General features: G+C 71.3%; 22 protein-coding genes. 14 read left to right on the top strand and 8 right to left on the bottom strand.

The features are described from left to right. Nucleotides 1–114 precede the first annotated feature (114 nt). The 4 genes from ACSMXR_RS33610 (at nt 115) to ACSMXR_RS33595 (ending at nt 3,963) form a co-directional block, all read left to right on the top strand. Nucleotides 115–1,350 carry a PP2C family protein-serine/threonine phosphatase gene (locus ACSMXR_RS33610; RefSeq protein ID WP_137228209.1) on the top strand — a complete coding sequence of 412 codons (1,236 nt, stop codon included), beginning with the start codon at nt 115–117 and terminating at the stop codon, nt 1,348–1,350. Further along, nucleotides 1,340–2,971 (top strand): sensor histidine kinase, encoded by a 1,632-nt coding sequence (locus ACSMXR_RS33605; protein ID WP_473170627.1) that lies wholly within the window; start codon nt 1,340–1,342, stop codon nt 2,969–2,971. Before ACSMXR_RS33610 ends, ACSMXR_RS33605 begins: the two co-directional genes overlap by 11 nt. Beyond that, on the top strand, nt 2,968–3,411 hold the full coding sequence (locus tag ACSMXR_RS33600; protein ID WP_030089012.1) for a response regulator: 444 nt from the start codon (nt 2,968–2,970) through the stop codon (nt 3,409–3,411). The genes ACSMXR_RS33605 and ACSMXR_RS33600 overlap by 4 nt, the downstream gene beginning before the upstream one ends. A 96-nt stretch (nt 3,412–3,507) precedes the next feature. Next, on the top strand, nt 3,508–3,963 hold the full coding sequence (locus tag ACSMXR_RS33595; protein WP_103507096.1) for an ATP-binding protein: 456 nt from the start codon (nt 3,508–3,510) through the stop codon (nt 3,961–3,963). Between the two features lie 16 nt (nt 3,964–3,979). Here the strand turns inward: ACSMXR_RS33595 and ACSMXR_RS33590 are convergent, their stop codons facing one another. Further along, nucleotides 3,980–4,390 (bottom strand): RidA family protein, encoded by a 411-nt coding sequence (locus ACSMXR_RS33590; RefSeq protein WP_137228213.1) that lies wholly within the window; start codon nt 4,388–4,390, stop codon nt 3,980–3,982. Nucleotides 4,391–4,532: 142 nt separating this feature from the next. Between ACSMXR_RS33590 and ACSMXR_RS33585 the strand changes: the two genes are divergently transcribed. After that, nucleotides 4,533–4,919, top strand: a complete 387-nt coding sequence (locus ACSMXR_RS33585) for a winged helix-turn-helix transcriptional regulator (RefSeq protein ID WP_137228215.1) — start codon at nt 4,533–4,535, stop codon at nt 4,917–4,919. Here the strand turns inward: ACSMXR_RS33585 and ACSMXR_RS33580 are convergent. Next, complete coding sequence (locus ACSMXR_RS33580) at nt 4,916–6,085, bottom strand: PP2C family protein-serine/threonine phosphatase (RefSeq protein ID WP_473170626.1); 1,170 nt, start codon at nt 6,083–6,085, stop codon at nt 4,916–4,918. The genes ACSMXR_RS33585 and ACSMXR_RS33580 overlap by 4 nt on opposite strands. A gap of 86 nt (nt 6,086–6,171) precedes the next feature. Here ACSMXR_RS33580 and ACSMXR_RS33575 point away from each other — a divergent pair, with 86 nt between their 5' ends. Next, the gene (locus ACSMXR_RS33575; RefSeq protein ID WP_473170625.1) at nt 6,172–6,687 is read left to right on the top strand and encodes a MarR family winged helix-turn-helix transcriptional regulator; all 516 of its coding nucleotides are present in this window, start codon (nt 6,172–6,174) and stop codon (nt 6,685–6,687) included. Nucleotides 6,688–6,909: 222 nt separating this feature from the next. After that, entirely contained in the window at nt 6,910–7,272 is a 363-nt protein-coding gene (locus tag ACSMXR_RS33570) for an STAS domain-containing protein (RefSeq protein ID WP_473170624.1), read from the top strand. 65 nt (nt 7,273–7,337) lie between these two features. On the opposite strand, the gene ACSMXR_RS33565 is transcribed toward ACSMXR_RS33570, so the two are convergent. Further along, entirely contained in the window at nt 7,338–8,042 is a 705-nt protein-coding gene (locus ACSMXR_RS33565; protein ID WP_473170623.1) for a (2Fe-2S)-binding protein, read from the bottom strand. A 245-nt stretch (nt 8,043–8,287) separates the two neighbouring features. Here ACSMXR_RS33565 and ACSMXR_RS33560 point away from each other — a divergent pair, with 245 nt between their 5' ends. Beyond that, a complete protein-coding gene (locus ACSMXR_RS33560; RefSeq protein WP_473170622.1) occupies nt 8,288–9,466 on the top strand; it encodes a DMT family transporter in 1,179 nt (392 codons plus the stop codon). Here the strand turns inward: ACSMXR_RS33560 and ACSMXR_RS33555 are convergent. Beyond that, entirely contained in the window at nt 9,436–10,764 is a 1,329-nt protein-coding gene (locus ACSMXR_RS33555) for a transglycosylase family protein (protein ID WP_473170621.1), read from the bottom strand. The two genes, ACSMXR_RS33560 and ACSMXR_RS33555, sit on opposite strands and share 31 nt — an antisense overlap. 216 nt (nt 10,765–10,980) lie before the next feature. Between ACSMXR_RS33555 and ACSMXR_RS33550 the strand changes: the two genes are divergently transcribed. Both ACSMXR_RS33550 and ACSMXR_RS33545 read left to right on the top strand, forming a co-directional pair. Further along, nucleotides 10,981–12,084, top strand: a complete 1,104-nt coding sequence (locus ACSMXR_RS33550; protein ID WP_381850657.1) for a LacI family DNA-binding transcriptional regulator — start codon at nt 10,981–10,983, stop codon at nt 12,082–12,084. Nucleotides 12,085–12,212: 128 nt separating this feature from the next. Beyond that, a complete protein-coding gene (locus ACSMXR_RS33545; protein WP_473170620.1) occupies nt 12,213–12,686 on the top strand; it encodes an NUDIX hydrolase in 474 nt (157 codons plus the stop codon). Nucleotides 12,687–12,758: 72 nt separating this feature from the next. On the opposite strand, the gene ACSMXR_RS33540 is transcribed toward ACSMXR_RS33545, so the two are convergent. Further along, nucleotides 12,759–14,099, bottom strand: a complete 1,341-nt coding sequence (locus ACSMXR_RS33540; protein WP_364883653.1) for an ROK family transcriptional regulator — start codon at nt 14,097–14,099, stop codon at nt 12,759–12,761. A 142-nt stretch (nt 14,100–14,241) separates the two neighbouring features. Between ACSMXR_RS33540 and ACSMXR_RS33535 the strand changes: the two genes are divergently transcribed. The 4 genes from ACSMXR_RS33535 to ACSMXR_RS33520 are packed head-to-tail and all read left to right on the top strand — an operon-like array spanning nt 14,242 to nt 18,845. Continuing rightward, complete coding sequence (locus ACSMXR_RS33535) at nt 14,242–15,552, top strand: ABC transporter substrate-binding protein (RefSeq protein ID WP_137228235.1); 1,311 nt, start codon at nt 14,242–14,244, stop codon at nt 15,550–15,552. A gap of 11 nt (nt 15,553–15,563) precedes the next feature. After that, nucleotides 15,564–16,577, top strand: coding sequence for a carbohydrate ABC transporter permease (locus tag ACSMXR_RS33530; RefSeq protein WP_473170619.1), 1,014 nt, complete (start codon nt 15,564–15,566; stop codon nt 16,575–16,577). Then, a complete protein-coding gene (locus tag ACSMXR_RS33525) occupies nt 16,570–17,463 on the top strand; it encodes a carbohydrate ABC transporter permease (protein WP_170994377.1) in 894 nt (297 codons plus the stop codon). The genes ACSMXR_RS33530 and ACSMXR_RS33525 overlap by 8 nt, the downstream gene beginning before the upstream one ends. 20 nt (nt 17,464–17,483) lie before the next feature. Further along, complete coding sequence (locus ACSMXR_RS33520; protein ID WP_137229046.1) at nt 17,484–18,845, top strand: GH1 family beta-glucosidase; 1,362 nt, start codon at nt 17,484–17,486, stop codon at nt 18,843–18,845. Nucleotides 18,846–18,935: 90 nt separating this feature from the next. On the opposite strand, the gene ACSMXR_RS33515 is transcribed toward ACSMXR_RS33520, so the two are convergent. The 3 genes from ACSMXR_RS33515 to ACSMXR_RS33505 all read right to left on the bottom strand — a co-directional run bounded on the left by ACSMXR_RS33515 (nt 18,936) and on the right by ACSMXR_RS33505 (nt 22,855). Then, the gene (locus ACSMXR_RS33515) at nt 18,936–19,703 is read right to left on the bottom strand and encodes an isocitrate lyase/PEP mutase family protein (protein ID WP_473170618.1); all 768 of its coding nucleotides are present in this window, start codon (nt 19,701–19,703) and stop codon (nt 18,936–18,938) included. Between the two features lie 138 nt (nt 19,704–19,841). Beyond that, the gene (locus tag ACSMXR_RS33510; RefSeq protein WP_376187398.1) at nt 19,842–21,608 is read right to left on the bottom strand and encodes a discoidin domain-containing protein; all 1,767 of its coding nucleotides are present in this window, start codon (nt 21,606–21,608) and stop codon (nt 19,842–19,844) included. 125 nt (nt 21,609–21,733) lie between these two features. Next, nucleotides 21,734–22,855 carry a DUF1996 domain-containing protein gene (locus ACSMXR_RS33505; RefSeq protein WP_364883660.1) on the bottom strand — a complete coding sequence of 374 codons (1,122 nt, stop codon included), beginning with the start codon at nt 22,853–22,855 and terminating at the stop codon, nt 21,734–21,736. Nucleotides 22,856–23,103 lie beyond the last annotated feature (248 nt).

Genomic DNA, 23,103 nt, shown 5'->3' with positions numbered 1-23,103 from the left:
CTGCGGCCTCCGTCGCTCGCCTATGCTTCCTGACGATCAGGCCGGACGAGCCGGGCCGTCGTACGAGGGGGTGGAGGGTTGACCGAGTCGCCCGTGGGCACATCACCGAGTCCTGTGGGCATCTCCGGAATTCCCTCCCAGCAGGTCGGGACGGCGCAACCCGCCGAGGCTCCGCTGTGGAATCTCCACGCGTCGATCCTGCTGGTGGAGGACGACGCGGGCGATGCGCTGCTCGTCGAGGAGATGCTCACCGACAGCGAGCTGGACTCCGCCCTCACCTGGTGCAAGACCCTGGCCGAGGCGCGCGCCTTCCTGGACGCGTCCACCACCCCGGTGTGCGTGCTCCTCGATCTGCACCTTCCCGACGTCCACGGCCTGGACGCCGTGCGCCAGATACTGGAGTCCGACAGCGAGGCCGCGATCGTCGTCCTCACCGGTCTGCAGGAGTCCGGCACCGGGCTCCGCGCGGTCGCCGGCGGCGCCCAGGACTACCTGGTCAAGGGCCTGCTGGACCCCGAGGTGCTGGCGCGCGCGATCCGCTACGCCCTCCAGCGCAAGGAAGTGGAACGGGCCACGGCCGCACTGCGCGCCAACCGGCTGACCGCCCAGGAGAACGCCCGGCTGGAACGCGGACTGCTGCCGGTCCCCCTGCTGCGGGACGACCGCTTCCGGGCGCGCGCCCGCTATGAGCCGGGGCGGGTCCACGGGCTGCTGAGCGGTGACTTCTACGACGTCGTGCAGACCGCGGACGGCACGGTGCACGCGGTGATCGGCGATGTCTCCGGGCACGGCGCCGCCGAGGCGGCGCTCGGCGTGTGTCTGCGGGTGGCGTGGCGTACGGCCGTGCTGTGCGGGACGTCCCAGCCCGAGCAGATAGCCCTGCTGGAGGAGATCCTGGTCGCCGAGCGCTCGGACTCGCATGTGTTCGCCACCGTCACCTCGCTGGCGTTCGCGACCGGGCAGCGGCACGTCCAGATCCTGCGGGCCGGTCACCCCGGCCTGCTGCTGCGTCAGGGCACGGACGTGACCTGGGTGGAGCCCGAGGGCGGGATGGCGCTCGGGCTGCTGCCCGGGACCGGCCGGTGGCCGACGGTCGACGTCCCGCTGACGCCCGGCGCGGGTCTCGTGCTCTTCACGGACGGGCTCTTCGAGGGGCGCGACGGCCCGGACAGCCGCCTCGGGGAGGAAGGGCTGCTCGCGATGGCCCGGGCCAACGGGCATCTGCCGGCCCGTGCGTTCGTCGACGCCCTGGTGGCGGGAGCCGCCGAGGGGGCCGCGCCCTACGGCGGTCTCGCGGACGATGTGGCCGTTCTGCATCTGGGCTGGGGAGCGGAGTCCGATGAGCGGTGACACGACGAGGGAACCGGCGGCCGACGGCTTCGCCGCCCGGCTCTCGGTGCAGAACTGGGTCCATCTCCTGCTCGGCGGCTTCATCGTGGTGGTCTGCGGCTGCCTGGTGATCGGCGGGCTCGTGATGGCGCGGATCTCCGACCGTACGACCGAACTGGTGGACCGTATCCAGCCCGCCAGATCGGCGTCCTTCCAGCTCCAGAACGCCCTGCTCGACCAGGAGACCGGGATCAGGGGGTTCGCGCTGACCGGCGACGACTCCTTCCTCGAACCCTACGAGGCGGGCAAGGAGGCCGAGCAGGAACGCCTCGCGCAGGTCCGCCGCCTGGTCGGCCCGGACAACCGGTACGCCGACGATCTCGACGCCATCGCCGCGGCGGCGGAGCAGTGGCGGCGGAGCAAGGCCGAGCCGCTGGTCCGGACGGTCCGGGAGATGGGGCCGAGCGTGGCCGCCACCGGGGCTCAGTTGCAGCGCAGCAAGGCGGACTTCGACCAGTTGCGGCAGGCGTACGGCGACCAGCAGGGGCATCTCGCCGAGGCCCGCGACCAGGCACGGGCCGATCTCGGCTCGGCGCGCACCACCCGCGACCGGGTGCTGATCGCGCTGGTCGCCGTCTTCGTGCTGACCGTGGTGGCGCTGAGCCTGCTGTTCCACCGGGTGGTGGGCGTCCCGCTGAACCGGCTGCGCGGCGCGTCCGAGCGGGTCAGGTCCGGGGCCTTCGGCACCCGGATCGAGATCAAGGGGCCGTCCGACGTCCAGGCCGTGGCCCGGGCGGTGGAGGAGATGCGACGGCGGCTGGCCGACGAACTGGCCGAGGCACAGGACCGCGAGGCCCTGCTCGCGGAGCAGACGGAGGAGCTGCGCCGCTCCAATTCGGAGCTGGAGCAGTTCGCGTACGTCGCCTCGCACGACCTCCAGGAGCCGCTGCGCAAGGTCGCCTCCTTCTGCCAGCTGCTGGAGAAGCGGTACGGCGACGAGCTCGACGAGCGGGGCAAGCAGTACATCGCCTTCGCGGTGGACGGCGCCAAGCGGATGCAGGTCCTCATCAACGACCTGCTGACGTTCTCGCGGGTGGGCCGGGTGCAGGAGAGCTGGAAGCCGGTCGATCTGGACCAGGCCCTGGACCGGGCGCTGGCCAATCTGAACCTCGCGATCGAGGAGTCGGGGACGGTGATCGAGCGGCCGGAGTCCCTGCCCGAACTGCTCGGGGACGCGACCGCGCTCACCATGGTCTGGCAGAACCTCGTCGGCAACGCGGTGAAGTTCCGCCGGGAGGACGTCCCGTGCCGGATCTCGCTCGACTGCGTACGCGAGGGCGAGGACTGGCATCTGACCGTGTCGGACAACGGGATCGGGATCGCGCCCGAGTTCGCGGACAAGGTGTTCGTCATCTTCCAGCGGCTGCACGCCCGTGACGCGTACGAGGGCACGGGCATCGGCCTGGCGCTCTGCCGCAAGATCATCGAGTTCCACGGTGGCCGGATCTGGCTGGAGCCCGAACCGGGCGAAGGCACCCGCATCCACTTCACCCTGCCCGTGGCGCCCGACGCGCCCACGCACACCACGGCGGAGCTGCTCGCTCCCGCCCTGCTCACCAGCCAGCCGGGAGATCCTTCGTGAACACCCCTGTCCAGCCCATCGAGGTCCTGCTCGTCGAGGACGATCCCGGCGACGAGCTGATGACCCGTGAGGCCTTCGAGGACAACAAGATCCGCAACACCCTGCACGTCGTGCGCGACGGACAGGAGGCGCTGGACTTCCTCTACCGGCGGGGCGAGTACACCGAGGCTCCTCGCCCCGACCTGGTGCTGCTGGACCTGAACCTGCCGAAGTACGACGGCCGGCAGGTGCTGGAGCAGATCAAGGGCGACCCCGAGCTCTCCCTGATCCCGGTGGTCGTGCTCACCACCTCCTCGGCCGAGGAGGACATTCTGCGCAGCTACAAACTGCACGCCAACGCGTACGTGACCAAGCCGGTGGACCTTGATCAGTTCATCGCGGCGGTGCGCCAGATCGACGAGTTCTTCGTGACCGTGGTGCGGCTGCCCGGACGTGCGTAGGATCGGTCCGGATCTCCTGGAGTGGGATCCTTCGCCAGGGGTAGACGAATGGCGGAAAAGGTCTGCGACCTCAACTCGGCGCCCTGGCTGGAGCACATGAACGAACAGGTCACCTCCCCACCGGAAGACCCGGGTCAGGGGCTGGCTGCCGCCGAGGTACTGCTCAGCGCCGAGGTCTTCGACGGCGAGCCGGGCTGTATCGCGCTGGCCCGTGCGCTCGCCGACCGTTTTCTGACGCGGCTCGCCGTGGAGTGCCTCGCCCGGATCGGCGAGCACACCCGCAGCGACCTGATGCTGGCCGTGAGCGAGCTGGTCACCAACGCCGACCGCTACAGCCACGGCCCCTACCTTCTGGAGCTGGAGGGCAACGCGCAGCAGATCAGCGTCACGGTGTACGACAGCAGCACCGCGATGCCCGTGCTGTACGCCCCCGACCCGTCCCGCCTGGGCGGTCACGGCATGGAGATCGTCGTGGCCCTGTGCGACCGGCTCACCGCCGAGCGGGTGCCGGTGGGCAAGCGGATCCGGGCGGAGTTCCAGCTCAGCACCTGAGCCGGGACGGCGCCCCTCAGGCGTCGAGCACGGCGGTGGCCTCGACCTCGACCAGGTGCTCCGGGATGTCCAGGGCCGCGACGCCCACCAGCGTGCCGGGCGGTACGGGGGTGGACCCCAGGCGCGCGGAGGCCCGGGCGACGCCTTCCATGAACCGGGGCATCTTCTCGGGCGTCCAGTCCACGACGTACACGGTCAGCTTCGCCAGGTCCTCGAAGGTGCCGCCGACCGCGGCGAGGGCCGTGCCGACGTTGACGTAACACTGCTCGACCTGCGCGGCGAGGTCGCCCACACCGACGGTGGCGCCCTCCGCGTCCCAGGCGACCTGTCCGGCGACGAAGACCAGCTTCGTTCCGGTCGCGACCGACACCTGCTTGTACGCGCCGATCTCCGGCAGTCCGCTCGGGTTCACCAGGGTGATGGCCATACTGCCCGCCTCCTCGTTCCGGGGGCCGTGCCCCCATTGTCCACCGGACCGGTCCTTCACCAGTCACTTGTGGTTACTCAGGAACCGTAGGAGAGTATGAGCTGACATGGAAGAACGCACTTTTCGGTGACGGGGGAACCTGATGGTGACCAAGCAGTTCAGCGGCTCGCCCGAGGATGCGGATCTGCGGCGCGCGGACTCGCTGGCGCGGGAGATCTTCTCCGACGTCGCCAACAAGTGGGCGTTGTTGATCATCGAGGCCCTGGGCGAGGGCACGCTCCGCTTCACCGAGCTGCGGGGCGCGGTCGAGGGCATCAGCCACAAGATGCTCACCCAGAACCTGCGGATGCTGGAGCGCTACGGACTGGTCGAGCGGTGTGTGCACCCCACCGTGCCCCCGCGGGTCGAGTACTCCCTCACGGAGCCGGGGCAGGGCCTGCGCCGGACGGTCCATGTGATGTGCGACTGGACCCATGAGCACATCACGCACATCGAAGCCTCCCGCCGCGCCTTCGACGCCCCTGGCTAGCCCTCCTGCCGGCCGAACCAGTCCAGGCACAGCACCAGCGCGTCGTCGGGCGTCTCGGTGCCCCGGTACTCGGCCAGTTCGCCGAGCATCGCGCGCGGGACGGTGGCGGCCGGAAGCAGCCGCGTCGACTGGATGGCGCGGGCCAGCATGCGTTCGCCGTACGCCTCGCCGAGCGGGGACACCGCGTCGTAGACGCCGTCGCTGAACAGCAGCAGCCGGTCGCCGGGCTCCACCCGGAACTCCTGGACCGTGTACCGCGACTCCTCGAACATGCCGAGCGGCAGCTGCGCCTCCAGCTCCACGCGGCGGACCGTGCGGCCGCGCTGGATCCACAGCTGCGGCGAACCCGCGTCGACGACGCCGACCCGCCCGGTCGCCAGCTCGAAGCGGAGCAGCAGGGTGGAGACATGGGAGGCGCCGCGGTGCTGGTCGTAGAGGGCCTGGTCGGCCAGGGCCGCCTGGTCCGCGATGCCGATGCCGGCCCGGCGGGCGTTGCGCAGGGCGTTGACGGCGAGATTGGTGAGGAGCGAGGCCTGTATGCCCTCGCCCATGCCGTTGGTGACCGCGACGGTCAGCTCGTCGGCGTCCGCCGCCCAGTCGAAGTTGTCGCCGTGGATGGCGTACGCGGGCTCCAGCTGGGCCCCGATCGCGAACTCGGCGGCGGTGCACGCGCGGGCGGGCAGCAGCTGCCACTGCATCTCGGCGGCGAGCGTGAGCCGGGTGGTGCGCCGGGCGCGCTGGTAGAGGTCGGTGTCCCGTTCGGCGACCAGGATCTCGTGGCCGAGCAGGTTGGCCATGTGGGTCAGCTCGCCGACCAGCTCCGGGGTGGACAGGGCCTGGGGCAGCCGGACGGTGAGGATGCCGAGCCGTTCGCCACGTACGGTCACGGGCAGGTGGTGGTCGACGGCGTCGTCGTGCCGGACCTGCTGTTCGCGGGGCTCCTGGCTGCCGAACGCCCGGCCCTCGGGGCTGTTGTGCAGGGAGAGCGGCTCACTCTCGCCCTCGGGCCGGTCCAGGGATTTCAGGACCCGCAGACCGTAGTCGGCGAGATGGAGCTCCACCGCGAGCGCCCCGTAGACGCTGCAGAGCTCGGTGCGCAGGGTGGCCAGCAGGGCGTGCGGCGCGGCGGCCCGTACGGCGGCCTCGATGTCCGTTCGTCTGTTCACGGTCTCTCGCGCAATCTTCGTCCTGCGACGTCGTAGGGGCCGGGCCCGGGCTGACAAGCGGGCCTGACGGGTGACACAGTGGCTGAATGCCCCACCGAGGATTTCGCCCGAGCAACCGCGAACAGGCGTCCGCCGACGCGGTCGCCGCCTCGGAGCTGCTGGAGGTGCTGTGGGGCCGGGGCCAGGAATCCGCCGCCTCGGGAACCGTATCGCCCTCCCAGCTTCGGGCCCTGCTCGTGATCGAGCGGCAGGAGGGCACCAACCTGCGGGCGCTGGGCGAGGCCCTGGGCTCCAGTGCCCCCTCCGTCAGCAGGCTCTGCGACCGGATGGAGGCGATGGGGCTCCTCCAGCGTGCGCCAAGCCCGACCAGCCGGCGGGAGGTGGAGCTGCGGCTGAGTCTGCGCGGCCGAGCCCTTCTCGAAGAGTACCGGGCCCTGCGCGCCGCCGAGCTGAACGCCGTGCTGGAGCGGATGGATCCCGCCGCGCTCGCCGCGCTCGCCGAGGGCCTCGCGGCCTTCCACGCCGCCGCTTCGGAGCGTCTTTCCCCGCGCGGGGATACGGCCGCGACCCCGCTCCGCGGCGATGTCGCCGACAGCGCCTAGCTTCATCCGGCTCCCGCTTCCGCATCCATCGGTCGACCGACCTTCGACGGTCACCCGAGCAACCGTCGCGGATCAGATTGTTACCCCATGGGGAATGTTGTCAAATGGCAACTGTTACTTCTATCGTTGCCCCGTACCCCGCCGCGACCAGGGACGGAACGACGCCGACCCGTCCGGCAGAACGGCTCGCCGCTCCCTTCCGACCCGCCCGAGGTGCCTTCCGTGCTTTCATCGCCCAACGAAGACCGAGCCGTCAGAATCACCACCCGACAGGAGCGGGGCGCTCTGGTCCTCACCGTGTCGGGTGACCTCGATATCGACAGCGTCGCACCGCTGGGCCTCGCCCTGACCGCGGCGGCCGACGACGGCTCCGGCCCGGTCGTCGTGGATCTCTCCGGCGTCGGCTTCGCGGACTCGACGACGGTGAACGTGCTCCTCCAGGGCCACACCGCGCTGGGCGACCGGCTGCGGCTGGCCGCCCCGTCCCCGTTCATGCGACGCCTGATCGGCATGATCGGTCTCGACAGCGCGCTGCCCGTCCTGCCGGCCGTGGACGATGCCATCGACGCGGTCCTGCCTTCCTGACGGACTGCCTTTCGACGGACTGCCTTTCCGAGGGACCGGCTTCCTGACCGACTGCCTTCCTGACGCTACGGCCGCACCCGAGCGGGTCCGGGCGCCCGGTCGAACACGCAGTCCCCGCACAGCCCGCCGCCCGGGCAACGCCAGTACAGGCAGCAGCTGCGCCGCCGGAACGCCGGACCGTGCGGGGCGCCGGTGCCGCGCAGCGCCCCGTCGTCGAACAGTTCGGCCGCCAGCGCCCGGGCCCGGGCCGCCACGTCCGGCCGGTCCTGGGCGCGTGCGAAGGCGACGAGTTCGCGTACGGCTCCGGCCAGCGCGGACCCCGCGTTGCCCCACAGCAGCTGCGGCGAGATGTTCCCGTCGCGCCGGAACGCCTCGGCCAGCGGCACCAGATGCCCGTACTGGACCTCTTCGCGGATCCGGGCCGCCGTGCCGGGCAGCTCCGTCACCTCCGACAGCCACAGGTCCTCCGGCGAGGTGGACGACGGGTCCCAGTGGAGGGCGGCGGGCGGCAGGGCGGGGATCCGCCCGAAGAGCGCGGCCGGGCCCAGGGCGACGGACCAGAGCCGGGCGGCGAGACCGAGATGGGCGATGGAGGCGGCGACCCTGCGCTCGGGGGCCGCGAGACGCCCCGCGACCTTGTCGACACGCGCGGCGAGAGGACCGTTCTCACCCGCGTACAACCGCTCCAGCGGCCGGTGTCCGCCGCCGGGCACCGAGGTGGTCCGCAGCGCGAAGAATCCGCCCACCGACGCCTGTAGCACCAGGTCCATGCCCTGCTCCCCCTCGGTTCCCGGTCCGTCCCCCGGGCCGCGTGCGTCACCGGCCGTTCGGCCACCGGCTGTGTCGTCCTCGCGGCTCACCGTATCCGCCGCGCGACAACTTCTGACGGCTGGGGGCGGCAGGACTACCGTCGGGAGGAGGACGTCGGTCCGCCGGGCGTACTACTGGGGCAGTAGGCCGAAGTGCAGTCTCAAGGACGACGACGTGGGGCCCCGGACGGGACATCGTGGTGTACATGAGCTCCCTTGCGCTGTCCGTGCTGCTGTCACTGATCTCCGCGGTCGCGTACGCGGCCGGGGCGATCATCCAGGAGCGCGTGGCCGCGACCGGTGACAACTCCTCGCGCGCCCTGGTGCGCAACGGCGTGTGGTGGGTCGCCGTCCTGCTCAACGGAACCGGTGCGGTCCTGCACGTGGTGGCGCTCGCCTACGGACCGCTCAGCCTGGTCCAGCCGCTCGGCGCGCTGACGATCGTCTTCGCCCTGCCGATGGCGGCCCTGTTCGTCGGGCGGCGGGCCGGGGCGACGGCCTGGCGCGGCGCCCTGATGGCGACGGCGGGACTCGGCGGACTGCTGGCGCTCACGGGGAACGCCGAGCCGCACACCCTGAACGGTCCCGAGCAGGTGCTGCTGGCCTCGGTGACGTTCGGGGCCGTCGGCGCCCTCGTCGTGCTCGCCCGTACGCTGCGCCGGCCGGTCCTGCGCAGCATCGTGCTGGCCACGGGGGCGGGCGGGGCGTTCGGGATGGCCTCGGTGTTCACGAAGACCGTGGCCGTGGAGTGGACGTCCGGTTCGGTGCGCTCGGGCGCTCTGCCGCTGCTGGTGATCGCGGGGCTCGCGGCGGCGGGCCTGTTCCTGTCCCAGGCCGCCTACCGGGGCGCGGGGCTCACGGCTCCGCTCGCGACGGTGACGGTGGTCAACCCGGTGGTCGCCGCCGCGATCGGCATCACGCTGTTCGGCGAGCACTTCCGCCTCGGCGTCCCGGGCACCGCTCTGGCCCTCTTCTGCGGGGCCGTGGCCGCGGGCGGGCTGATCATGCTGACTCTGGAGCGGATGGGCAAGGAGCCCGCCCAGGAACCTCGGACGCCGACGGGCCCTGCGGCGGTGCACGCCGAGGCGGCAGCGCCTGAGGCGACGGACCCGGCCGTCGGCTCCGGTTCGAAGGACGCGGCATCCGGCGCGGAGGGGCGGGAGGGCGGACACCCCTCGCCGTCACCGGTCGTGCCGGAACACGCGTCGGGTCGGCTGCCCGTGGCGCACACGTCGTCGCCCCTGCCGCCGGGACAGGCGGTTCCGCAGATGGAGTTCGGTGCGCCGGGCCCGCTCGCGGAGCAGCGTCGGCGGGGCGGAGCCACCCTGCGGCGCCCCCGCTCCGAGCGGTCGGTTCAGACCCTGACGCCGCCGGCCCGGAGGTAGGCGAGCGGGTCGACGTCCGAGCCGTAGCCGGGGCCCGTACGGACCTCGAAGTGCAGGTGCGGGCCCGTGCTGTTGCCCGTGGAACCGGAGCGGGCGATGCGCTGTCCGCCGGAGACCGACTGGCCCGCGCGCACATGGAGCGCGGAGAGATGGGCGTACTGGCTGTACTTGCCGTCGCTGTGCCGGATGACGACCTCGTAGCCGTACGCTCCGGCCCAGCCGGCCGAGACGACCTGCCCCGGGGCCACCGACTTCACCGATGTCCCGGTGGGCACGGGGAAGTCCACGCCCGTGTGATAGCCGCTGGACCAGGAGCCGGCCTGCCGGTAGGGGGTGCCGGTGCCGGCGGCCACCGGGGCGCTGAAACCGGAGTGCTTCACGGCGCGCTCCGGAGCGGGCGCCTCCTTCTTGGGCGCTTCTTTCCTCGGGGCTTCCTTCTTGGGCGCTTCCTGCTTAGGGGCTTCCTTCTTGGGTGCTTCCTTCTGGGGCGCCTGCTGCTTCGGGGCTTCCTGCTTCGGTGCGGCCTTGGGCCGGTCCGCCGAGGGCTTCGGGGCGGTCTGCCGCGCGGGCTTGCCGGAGCTCTTCCCCTCCCCCGCCTTCGGCGCCCGGCTCTGGTCGAGGCTCAGCCGCTGGCCGGGGAAGATCAGGTCCGGGTCGCTGCCGACGACGCCGCGGTTGGCCGCGTAGAGGCTCTGCCAGCCGCCGCGCACCCGCTGGGCGGACGCGATCCCGGAGAGGGAGTCGCCGCTCGCGACGGTGTACGCGTCACGCTTGCCCGGTACGTGGGTGGGCGTCGCCTCGGCGGGCCGGGTCCGCGGCTGCCTGGCGGGCGCGCTCTGCGGCGCCGAGGCCTGGGCGGGCCGGTTTCCCGCGCTCTGCGTGTCGGGCCCCGCCTCCGGGGCAGTCCCCGGCGCGTCGCCGCCCCGGGTGAGCCCCGCCCGTACGGAACAGGTGGGCCAGGCGCCGGGGCCCTGGCCGTCCAGCACCTTCTCGGCGATGGCGATCTGCTGGTCGCGGGTGGCGAGATCGGCGCGCGGCGCGTACTGCGTGCCGCCGAAGGCCGCCCAGGTGGAGCCGCTGAACTGCAGCCCGCCGTAATAGCCGTTGCCCGTGTTGACCGCCCAATTGCCGCTGGACTCGCAGGCGGCGACCTTCTCCCAGGTGTCCACCGGTGCGGCGCCCGCCGAGGCCGCGGTGATGAGCGGGAGCGCGATGCCCGCGCCGCCCGCCGTCACCGTGAGCGAGGCACGGTTGATCCGGCTGGGCTGATACCTGCGGTGCCGTCCGTTCGCGGCCATACTTGGCTCCCCCACTGGCTTTGGGACATCTCGCAAGGGGCAACGTAGGTCCGCGCTGTGACTGATCACAAGCAAAACGTGATACTCGGCCGCCCCCGGCCGGTCAGTGGCCGGATTCCGATCCCCGGCGATCCGGCGGTTCTGGCGGCGCTGAGCACCGTGCAGCCGTGCGACCGACCATGGAGAGCGCTCTCCGTTAGTGCTATAAAGGCGCTCATGACGGATGATCTGCGGTCGGCCGGAGCACCCACCCTGGAGGACGTGGCGCGAGCGGCCGGCGTCTCGCGCGCCACCGTCTCGCGGGTCATCAACGGGGTGCGCAATGTCGACCCGGTGATCCAGGAGGCCGTGCGGCACGCGGTATCCGTGACGGGCTACACCCCGAACCGGGCGGCCAGGTCCCTGGTCACCCGCCGGGCCGACGCCGTGGCCCTGGTGGTGTCGGGCGCGGGCGTCGAGCCGGCGGCGACCGGGGAGAACTCCGACGCCGGGGCCTCCGGGAGCGACGGGACCGGCGATGCGGGCTCGTTCACCGCGCAGGTGTTCGCGGACCCGTTCTTCGGCCGGGTGGTGACCGGGGTGGTCAACTACCTGCGTCCGCGCGGGATGCACCCGGTGCTGATGTTCGCGGAGACCTCACGGGCGCGCGAGGAGGTGGTGGCGTACCTGCGGCAGGGCAGTGCGGACGGGGCCCTGGTCGTCTCGACGCACGCCGAGGACCCGCTGCCCGCCCTGATCGCGGACGCCGGTCTGGCGGCCGTCCTGTACGCGCGCCCGGCGCGGCCGGTCCCGGTCAGCTATGTCGACCTCGCGCACCAGGACGGCGCGCGGCTGGCGGCCGAGCATCTCCTGGGCCGGGGCTGCCGCCGGATCGCGACGATCAGCGGCCCGCTGGACGTACCGGCGGGCCAGGCCCGGTTGACCGGTTTCCGGGACACCATGGCGCGCCACGGGCACCCGTACGTCCCCACCGTCGAGGGGCAGTTCACCCAGGAGAGCGGCGAGGCGGCGATGGAACGGCTGCTGGCGGAACACCCCGACCTGGACGGGGTGTTCGCCGCCAACGACCTGATGGCTCTGGGGGCCTGCCATGTCCTGCGCGAGCACGGCCGCTCGGTGCCGGGGGACGTGGCGGTAGTGGGCTTCGACGACAGCAGCGCCGCCCTGGCCTGCCGCCCGCCGCTGACCACGGTCCGGCAGCCGGTGGAGGGGATGGCCGCCGAGATGACGCGCCTGCTGCTGGACCGGCTGGCCCGGCCGGACGGGCCGGTGACCTCCGTGATCTTCGAACCGGAGCTGGTGGTACGGGGATCGGCCTAGGGGGTGTCGTCAACCTGCCGTCGTCGCCCGAAGGACCGCCCGGCGGACGGCAGTTTGACGACAGGCCCTGAGCGCGTCATCGGACTGACGGGCTGCGGGGAACCGCGGGCGTCCACGAGGATACGTTCATGACCTCCGCCGCCCCTTCCCTGCCCCGCGCCCGGGTCGCCGCCTATGTGATTCGGCGTCACCCCTCCCCCGCCCTGCTGGTCTTCGACCATCCGGACTTCCCGGAGGCGGGCACCCAGGTGCCCGCGGGCGGCATCGCGCCCGGCGAGGATCCGGAGCGGGCCGTCCTGCGCGAGGTCGCCGAGGAGACCGGGCTGACCGGAGCCCGCGTCGTCCGGCGGATCGCGGTGGACGGGCGGCCGCATCCCGAGACCGGGCGGCCCCGACTGACCACCTTCCTCCTGCTCGACGCGCCGCCGGACGGGCCTTCGGCGTGGGAGCACCGGGTGGGCGGCGACGGGGGCGACGCGGGGATGCGGTTCGACTGCCGGTTCGCGCCGCTTCCTCTGGAGCGCCCGCTGGCCGACGTCCAGGACGCATGGCTGGGACGGGTGGACCCACGCTGGGTCACACCGGGCGGCGCGGGGCGGTAGCCCGGAGGCGGCGGCACGGGCCACGGGCGGCCGACGACGGAACCCGCCGCTCCCGGTGCCTTCCGCGCCCGCTCAGGTCGTCGATGTCGGCGTGCGGTGGCGTTCCCGGACCGCCTGGGCCGCCGTACGCTGCGGCGTACCGGTGACGCCGGTCGCCGGGCGGCTGCCGCCCCGGGTGAGGAAGTCGGCGAGCGGCAGCGTGGCCGCGCCAACGGTGACCGCGTCCGGGCCGAGGCGGCCCATCTCGATGGTGGTGCGGGCCGCCGCGTGGCGCAGGGCGTACTCGTCCGCGTACCGGCGGATCTCAGGCAGCAGGCGGGGGCCGATGAGCAGGCCGGCCCAGCCGCCGATCAGGATCCGCTCGGGCAGGAAGAGGTTGATCAGGTCGGCGAGGGCCGCGCCGAGGCATTCGGCCGTCTCGTCGAGCAGCGCGAGGGCCACCGGGTCCGGGGTGGCGCCCCGGCGTGCCGGGTAGGCGGCGGCGAGCAGGGCCGCCAGCGCGGTCTCGTCGTCGGCGTCCTCGGGCAGCGGTCCGCCCGCCTCGCGCCAGCGCTCGCGCAGGGCCTCCGCGCCCGCGTACGCCTCCAGGCAGCCGATGGAGCCGCAGCGGCACCGGCGGCCGCGCAACTGGACGGTGGTGTGGCCCCATTCGAGGGCGAGGCTGGTGCGGTCCTCGTCGAGGATGTCGCCGTGGTCGACGCAGGCGCCGACGCCCGAGCCGATGAGGGCGATGGCGGCGGCGCCCGCGCCCCGGCCGCCGCCGAACCACATCTCGGCCTGGCCGAGCGTCTTGGCGCCGTTGTCGATGAAGAGCGGCACCTCGGGCGGTACGTCGACCGCCTCGCGCAGCAGCTGCTCGAAGGGGACCGCGCGCCAGCCGATCGTCTGGCCGTGCACCACCGCGCCGCGCGTGCCGTCGGGCCCTTCCGGGCCGTCGCGCTCGATGATGCCGGGGACTCCGATGCCGATGCCGAGGAGCCTGCGCGGGTCGGCGCCCGCGTCGCGCAGCACGTCCGCGACACCGGTGCGGACATGGGCCACGATGCGGTCGACGTCGTAACCGTGCTGGGCCAGCAGCCGTTCGGTGCGGGCCAGTTCGGTCAGGGAGAGGTCGAACAGCTCGACCCGGACCCGGGTCTCGCCGATGTCGATGCCGACGAGCAGTCCGCCGTCCGGGGCGACGCGCAGCAGCGTACGCGGGCGGCCGCCGTCGGAGTCGACGATGCCGGCCTCCTCCAGCAGGCCCTCGGCGGAGAGTTCCGCGACGACGTTGCTGATGGATCCTGAACTCAGGCCCGTGACCGGTCCGAGCTCCTGACGGCTCAGCGGGCCGTCGAAATACAACCGTTGCAATACCCTCGCCCGGTTGCCCCGCCGCAGGTCACGCACGGTCCGTCTGTTGCGCTCGGCCATGTTGCTCCTTCCCGTCCAGGAACATACCCCGGTCCCAGGCCTTGACGCGACCTTCTCTCACCTCTTAAATCACGGCATAAATTAAGTCATGGAGGCCGTTCGGCTCCCGAACGCAGCCATCCCCGGAAAGGGGCCACCTCACATGCGTCATGTCAGAGCCGCAAGCGCCGTCACCCTCGCCCTCGCCATCGCCGTAGCCGCCACCGGCTGTGGCGGCGGGACCACCTCGGGCGGCAGCAACGAGTCGCCGAAGACCCTCACCTACTGGGCGTCCAACCAGGGCCCCAGCATCGAGGCCGACAAGGAGATCCTCACTCCCGAGCTGAAGAAGTTCGAGAAGGAGACCGGGATCAAGGTGAAGCTGGAGGTCGTGCCGTGGGCCGACCTGCTGAACCGGATCCTCGCCGCCACCAGCTCCGGTCAGGGCCCGGACGTGCTGAACATCGGCAACACCTGGTCGGCCTCGCTCCAGGCGACCGGCGCGCTCCTGCCGTGGGACGACAAGAACTTCGAGGCGATCGGCGGCCGGGACCGCTTCGTCGACTCGGCGGTCGCCTCGGCCGGCAAGGAGGGCGAGCCGCCCGCCGCCGTGCCGCTGTACTCCCTGGCGTACGCCCTCTACTACAACAAGAAGATGTTCGCCGAGGCGGGCGTCGAGAAGCCCCCGGCCACCTGGGACGAGCTGGTCGCGACCGGCAAGAAGATATCCAAGGACGGCAAGTGGGGTCTCGGCGCCGAGGGCGGCAACCTCTCCAACAACATCCACCAGACCTTCGTCCTGGGCCAGCAGCACGGCGCCGACTTCTTCGACAAGGACGGCAAGGCGACCTTCACCTCGGACGGTGCGGTCGCGGCGGTGAAGCAGTACATCGACTTCATGGCCAAGGACAAGATCATCGCTCCGGGCAACGCGGAGTACGCCCAGAACCAGTCGCTCACCGACTTCGCCAAGGGCAAGACCGCCATGGTGCTGTGGCAGGCCGCCGCCTCCACCTTCGCCGCCCAGGGCATGAAGCCGGAGGACTGGGGCGCGGCCCCGGTGCCGGTGCCCTCGGGCGCGCCGGGCGCGGGCAAGCAGGTCAACTCCATGGTCGCGGGCATCAACATGGCGGTGTTCAAGAACACCAAGAACATCGACGGCGCGAAGAAGTTCGTGAAGTTCATGACGAGCGACGCCGAGCAGAAGCTGCTCAACAAGACCTACGGCTCGATCCCGCCGGTCAAGGCCGCGCAGGCCGACGCCGCGTTCGGGGCCCCCGACCTCAAGGTCCTCCGCGACACCCTCGCCACCAGCGCCGCCCCGCTCCCCCAGGTCCCGAACGAGTCGCAGTTCGAGACGGCCGTGGGCACGGCGGTCAAGGAGCTGTGGGCGGACGCGGCGGCCGGCCGTCCCATCACCGACGAATCCGTCAAGGCGCGCCTGGAAAAGGCCCAGCAGACGATGCAGCAGTGAGGCCCTGATCCATGACCGCCACCGTCACCACGGACCCCGAGGTCGACAAGTCGACCGGCACGGGTACGAGCCGGGGCACCGGGGGTGCGCGCAGGAAACTGCCGCGCATCCCCGACCGGATCCGCCAAGGCGGACTGCCCTATCTCCTGCTGCTGCCCGCCGTCCTGCTGGAACTGCTCATCCACATCATCCCGATGGTCATCGGGATCGTGATGAGCTTCCGTCAGCTCACCCAGTTCTTCATCAACAACTGGGGTGCGGCCCCCTGGACCGGCCTCGACAACTACCGGATCGCCGTCGACTTCGACGCGCCGATCGGCGAGGCCCTGCTCCACTCGTTCTTCGTGACCTGCGTCTTCACGTTCTTCTCGGTCGGGTTCGCCTGGCTGCTGGGCACCGCCGCGGCGATCCTCCTCCAGGAGAGCTTCCGGGGCCGGGGCGTCCTGCGGGCGATCTTCCTCGTCCCGTACGCCCTGCCGGTCTACGCGGCCGTCATCACCTGGGCGTTCATGTTCCAGCGGGACAACGGGCTGATCAACCACGTCCTGCACGATCAGCTCGGCATCACCGACGAGCCGTCGTTCTGGCTGATCGGCGACAACAGCATCTACACCCTGATCATCGTCTCGGTGTGGAAGGGCTGGCCGTTCGCCTTCCTCATGCTGATGGCCGGGCTCCAGAACATCCCGCGCGAGCTGTACGAGGCCGCCTCGATCGACGGCGCGGGCATCTGGCAGCAGATCCGCCGGATCACCCTGCCCTCGCTGCGCCCGGTCAACCAGGTCCTGGTCCTCGTGCTCTTCCTGTGGACGTTCAACGACTTCAACACGCCGTACGTCCTGTTCGGGAAGTCGGCGCCGGAGAGCGCGGACCTGATCTCGATCCACATCTACCAGTCGTCGTTCGTCACCTGGAACTTCGGCACCGGGTCCGCGATGTCGGTCCTGCTGCTGCTCTTCCTGCTGGTCGTGACGGCCGTCTATCTGTTCTTCACCTCGCGCGGAAGGAAGGGCGCCGATGTCTAGCCTCACGCGGCCGACCCGCACCACCCGGTCGCGGGCCCGCTCGCCGATGGCCGCACCGCAGTCCTTCCTCTGGACCCGCCGCATCGTCCTGACGCTGCTGGCCGGCTTCGTCCTGCTGCCGGTCTATGTGATGGTCAGCAGCTCGCTGAAGCCGCTGCAGGACGTGTCGGGGAAGTTCCAGTGGATTCCGTCCACGCTGACGATCCGGCCGTACTTCGACATCTGGGAGACCGTTCCGCTCGCCAAGTACTTCGTCAACTCGCTGATCGTGGCGGGCTCGGCGACGGTGCTCTCGGTGACGATCGCGGTGTTCTCGGCGTACGCGGTGAGCCGCTACCGGTTCCGGGGCAAGCGGGTCTTCACCGTCACGGTGCTGTCCACGCAGATGTTCCCGGGGATCCTCTTCCTGCTGCCGCTGTTCCTCATCTTCGTCAACATCGGCAACAGCACCGGCGTGGCGCTGTACGGCTCGCGCGGCGGCCTCATCCTGACGTACCTCACGTTCTCGCTGCCGTTCTCGATCTGGATGCTGATCGGCTACTTCGACTCCATCCCCCGCGACCTCGACGAGGCGGCTCTGGTGGACGGCTGCGGGCCGGTCCGCGCACTCTTCCAGGTCGTCGTGCCGGCCGCCGTGCCGGGCATCGTCGCGGTCTCCGTCTACTCCTTCATGACGGCTTGGGGCGAAGTGCTCTTCGCGTCCGTCATGACGAACGACGCCACCCGGACCCTCTCCGTCGGCCTCCAGGGCTACGCGACGCAGAACGACGTGTACTGGAACCAGGTCATGGCCGCCTCGCTCGTCGTCAGCGTCCCGATCGTCGCGGGCTTCCTGCTCCTCCAGCGCTACCTGGTCGCCGGCCTGACCGCGGGAGCGGTCAAGTGACCTCCACAGAAAGGCAGTTCGTGTCCGACCTCCATGCACTCCCGGCGGACTTCACCTGGGGTGTCGCCACCGCCGCGTACCAGATCGAGGGGGCCGTGGCCGAGGACGGCCGCTCGCCCTCGATCTGGGACACGTTCTCGCACACCCCCGGCAAGGTCGACGGCGGCGACACGGGTGACGTGGCCTGCGACCACTACCACCGGGTGCCCGAGGACATCGGTCTGATCAAGCAGCTCGGCGCGGACGCCTACCGCTTCTCCATCGCCTGGCCGCGCGTCGTGCCCGGCGGCGACGGGCCGGTCAACAAGGCGGGTCTGGACTTCTACGACCGGCTGGTGGACGGCCTGCTGGAGGCGGGCGTCACCCCGTTCGCCACCCTGTACCACTGGGATCTGCCGCAGGCGCTCCAGGACCGGGGCGGCTGGACCGTACGGGAGACCTCGGAGCACTTCGCGGCGTACGCCTCGCACGTGGTGGAACGCCTGGGCGACCGGGTCAAGGACTGGGCCACGCTCAACGAGCCGCTGTGCTCGGCGTGGATCGGTCATCTGGAGGGCCGGATGGCGCCGGGTCTCACCGACCTGACCGCCGCCGTGCGCGCCTCCTACCATCTGCACCTGGGCCACGGTCTCGCGGTGCGAGCGATCCGGGCGGCCTCCTCGGACGCCCGGGTCGGCATCGTCAACAACCTCAGCCCGATCGAGCCGGCGAGCGGGAGCGAGGCCGACCTCGCCGCCGCCCGGCGCGCCGACGGCCACATCAACCGCTGGTGGCTGGACCCGATCCTGGGGCGCGGCTACCCGCAGGACATGGTGGCGGAGTACGGCGTCGAACTCCCGATCCAGCCGGGCGACTTGGAGACGATCGCCGCCCCGCTGGACTGGCTGGGGCTGAACTACTACTTCCGCCAGATCGTCACCGCCGACCCCGACGGCACCGCGCCCCGGGCCAAGCAGGTCTCCGTCCCCGGCGCCCGGCTCACCCACATGGACTGGGAGGTCCACGCGGAGGGCCTGGAGCAGCTGTTGCTGCGGCTGACCGAGGAGTACGGCGTCCAGCGGATCTACGTCACGGAGAACGGTTCGGCGTACGAGGACGTCGTCGCGGCGGACGGTTCGGTGCACGACCCCGAGCGGGTCCGCTATCTGGAGGAGCACCTCGCCGCCTGCGCCCGCGCGGTCGCCGAGGGGGCTCCGCTGGCCGGGTACTTCGCCTGGTCCCTGATGGACAACTTCGAGTGGGCGTACGGCTACGACAAGCGGTTCGGCCTGGTCCACGTGGACTACGCGACCCAGCGCCGTACGGTCAAGAGCAGCGGCCGCCGGTACGCGGAGCTGGTCCGGGAGCACGCGGAACGCCGCGCCGGCCGGACGGCCGCCTGACCCCGCCTCTCCCCCGCTCCTCCCGGCAGCCCTCCGGCCGCGGCGCACTCTCGCCGCGGCCGGAGGGCTTCCCGCATCGCCGGGCGGCCTCTAGGAGGAGGGCGCCCACGGCTTCAGCATGTCCTTCATCGCGTCCGTCAGCGCGAACTGCAGCAGCGGACCGTAGGTGATGCGGCCGATGCCGAGGCGACGGAAACGCTCCAGGTCGTGCTTCACGGGATGTGCCGTGGTGTTCACCGGGACGGCGACGGCCGCGGTCACCGCCGCGAGCAGTTCGTCGTTGTCCTGGATCTTCACCGGGTAGACGCTGTCGGCGCCCGCCTGCTCCAGGGCCCGCAGCCGCTCGATCACCTCGTCGAGGACGTCGGAGGGCTTCTCCGCGTGCGCGAAGAGGTCGGTGCGGCCGTTGACCCAGACCGGGACGCCCGCGCCGTCGGCCGCCGCGCGCAGACCCGCGACGTAGCTCGCGTGCTCCTGCGTGCTGCGCACACGTCCGCCCTCGGAGTGGACGGTGTCCTCGATGTTGAGACCGACACCGCCGGCCTCGATCAGACCGGCGACGAGATCCGCGGGCTGCTGCCCGTAGCCCGACTCCAGGTCCACGGAGACGGGGACGTCGACCGCCGCGATGATCGGCCTGACGGCGGCGAGCACCTCCTCGAAGGTCTGGCCCTCCTGGTCCTCGGCCCCGCGGGAGTCGGCGAGGGGGTGGCTGCCGATGGTCAGCGCGGGGAAGCCCGCGGCGACCGCGGTCCGCGCGGACCAGACGTCCCAGACGGTGGCCAGCACGAGCGGCTTGTGGTCGGCGTGCAGTTGCTTGAGGCGCTCAGCGCGCTCGACAGTGGTTCGAAAGTCCATGACGAGGACGCTACCTCGCATCTCCCGTCAACGACGTGACGAGCCCGCGGCGGCCACGGATGTCCGTGGCCGCCGCGGGCTCCCGCCGCGCCGACAGCGGGGATGGGACGGCGCGGAGTCCTTCCCGGCCCCGCCGGATCAGCTCCGGTAGACGCCGAACTCGTAGAGCGAGTAGCCCCACGGGGTGCCGCGCTCGGTGGCGCTCACACGGACGTAGCGGGCGTTGCCCGCGACCTCGATGTCATCGATGCCGCCGTTGCCGGCCGTCTCCGTGTGGACGGTGTTCCAGTCCTGGCCGTTGTCCGAGGTCTGGATCGTGTACGCCTTGGCGTACGCCGCCTCCCAGGCCAGCTGGACGTGGTCGAAGGAGGCGGTCGCCCCCAGGTCGACCTGGATCCACTGCTGGTCGGCCCATTCGCTGGCCCAGCGGGTGTCGAAGGATCCGTCGACGGCATTGGCCGCCGGGCAGGGGCAGCCGACGCTGTCCGGCTGGAAGGACGAGGCCTCGGCGGGCTTGCCGGAGGCCAGGTTCACACCGCCGACCTGCGGCGGGACCACCTTGAAGGACTTCGTCTCGATCCCGACGTTGCCCTTCCCGTCGGTCGACTTGAGGTAGACCTTCCAGACGCCGAGCCGGTCCGGCGCGGTGACCTCGAAGGTGCCGTCACCCCGGTCGGTGAAGTCCGCTTCCGTCAACTGGCCGTTGTCGTCGATGTACTTGGAGTTGACCAGCACCTGGTGGGTGAGCGCGTCACCGTCCGGGTCGGAGACGGACGCCCTGAGAGTGAACGGCTTGCCCGCCTCGACGGCGGAGGCGTTGTCGACGCTCAGGTCACTGATGACCGGCGGGGTGTTGTCGCCGGAGGTGTCCGCGCCGTACGCCTCCTTCACCGCGTAGTAGGAGAGCCGCTTCTGGCCCGCGGGGAGCAGGTTGAACCAGACGCCGCCGAAGTCGTACTCGGTGCCGTAGTGGAAGAGGGTCGCCCCGAGCGAGACCCCGGGGTGCCCCTGGACGCAGTCCCAGGCACTCTGGTACCCATCCGCCTTCGCCACGTCGGTGGGCTCGTCCGGTACGCCGTTGGCGTCGTCCGGCACCTCCCACTCACCGGCGGGCCCGCCCTCGGTGACGATGTAGGGCTTGTCGTAGCCGCCGCTCTCCCAGGTGGCGCGGATGTCGCAGACGGCGTCGTAGGAGTTCACGGCGTACAGGTCGAGGTCGGGCGCGTTCTTCTTGTAGTACGGCCAGGCCCCGGTCCAGGCGTCGGTCGAAGTGACCGGGTGGTTCGGGTCGACCGCGTGGATCTTCTTGGCGATCTCGTTGACGAAGGTGGTGTACGCGTCGCGCTGCTGCTCCAGTTCGTCGCCGCTGTAGCAGTTCTGCAGGCCGAGCACGGATTCGTTGCCGACGTTCCACATGAGGACGCCCTCATGGTCCTTGTAGGTCTCCACCCACTTCGGGAACTCGGCGAGCATGTCGTTCTTGTAGGCGGTGTCCGTCAGGTAGTTGACGCAGCCGCCGCTGCCGGGGCCGCCGCCCGGCTGCAGCCAGAACCCGGCGATCACCTTGATGCCGTGGGATGCCGCGGTGTCCAGAAGCGGCTTCGTGGTGGCGTCGGTGCCCCACGTACGGATCGTGTTGACGCCCATCGACTTCACGTCGGGCATGTACTGCCCGGCATCCGCGACGGACGGACCCCAGGTCAGCCCCTTCACGGTGTACGGGGCGCCGTCCACGGTCAGCTGCCAGGCGCCCTGGGAGCCGGTCACCTTCACCACACTGCCCGCGGCCTGGGCGGTGGGCACCGGAAGGGCGGCCGCCGCGGCGGCCAGGAGCGCGGCGACGGCGAGACGCGCGGTGGTACGGCCCCGGGAACGGGCCGGTCGTCGGAAACGGGACGTGATCATGGGGGGAAGGGCTCCTCACGGGAGTGCGGGTGGAGACGGCCGAAGGAACGGGCACGTACGGGAGAGCGCTCTCCCTCATGGGCGCGGTGCACCCATGAGGGAGACGCGACGGGGCGGGCCAGGCGTCAGGGCCTGGGCAGTTCGTAGTTCTCGTCGAGGGCCGCGCCCTCACCCGGGTTGTTCTCGTCGTAGCCACGGGCGTTGCACTGGAGAGCACCGACGATGCAGTGGTCGACCAGGGCGTCGAGCGTGGCGTCGTCCCAGGCGTTGAAGAAGTCGTAGTGGAAGGAGTGGCCGGTGCCGCTGGCCAGTCTCACCTGCGACATGTCACCGTTGACCGGCCACGCCATCTTGAACTCGATCATCGGCAGGGCGACCGGGTGGCTCGACGGGCAGACGTCCTGGTTGGCCCCCATCACGACCGGGTAGGCCATGTGGGCCTTGTGGTCGGGGGTGTCCAGGTACTTTCCGTCCCAGCAACTGGGCGCCTGCATACGCAGGTTGAGCTGGGTGTCCTGGCTGGTCGGGCAGGCGGCCGGGAAGTCGTAGTTGTGGTAGCTCTCGCCGCACTCGTACCCCTCGACCATGCCGGGGTGGTTGCGGAACTCCTCGGCGGTCTGCGTGGGGCTGCCGACGACGAACCGCAGCCCCTTGGGGAAGGGCCGCACGGTGCGGTAGTCGGTGACTCCGGCCTTGTAGTAGATGGTCTGGGGGCCGATCGGGCGGATCTCCTCGTCGCCGTTGTAGAGGGTCGGCATCCAGTACGCGGACAGGTCGCCGGGCGCCAGGCAGGCGGTCCCGCCCGCGCCCAGGGACGCGGTGGTGCTGTTCGCGTTCGTGGTGTCGTTGCCCATGAACGTGTGGTCGTGCGACGCGCCGGCCTGACCCGGGTAGACGATCGGGTCGTCCGGGGCGGTGTGGGTGACCGAGCAGTTGGCCTGGAACTCGTGGAAGTAGCGGTGCGGCGGGATCTCGTCGGACGGCTCCACGCCGGTGACCGGCGGGTCCGCCGGTATGTAGCCGTCGCCGTCGGGGTCGTCGCCGAAGGCCACGGGTTTCGCCGGCGCCATCTTGTGACCCTGCATGACGTGCGAGGCCGCCGCGGGCCGGTCCGACGCGGGCCCGTCCGCCTCGGCGGTGGCCGCCCCGGCGTTCGTGATCGCGGTCAGCCCGAGCGCGACCAGCGCCAGGGCGGTCGCCACGATCAGGGCGGACACCAGGGTCGTTCTGTTGAGTCTTGTCACCATAGGGACCTCCATGCCGCTCTTCATCCCTGCACATCGGGTGCACGGTGGGGGGAAAGGGTGAGCTGGACGGTGCGGCCGGGAAGAGGCTCCACCCTGTGCGTCACGAGGCCGGCGGACCGCGGGATCATCTGGGAGAGCGCTCTCCAAGGCGGTGCCAGTGTTGCGCCGGTGCTGAGAAGGTGTCAATAGCTTGTGAACGATGCGCTGCGCGAGGGGTGTTGGCGCAACAAGGAAACGGCCCCGCACTC

Source organism: Streptomyces sp. DSM 106670 (assembly GCF_055792845.1).
The sequence above is the reverse complement of the archived record's forward strand: the minus strand, read 5'-3'. Positions and strand labels throughout refer to the sequence as shown.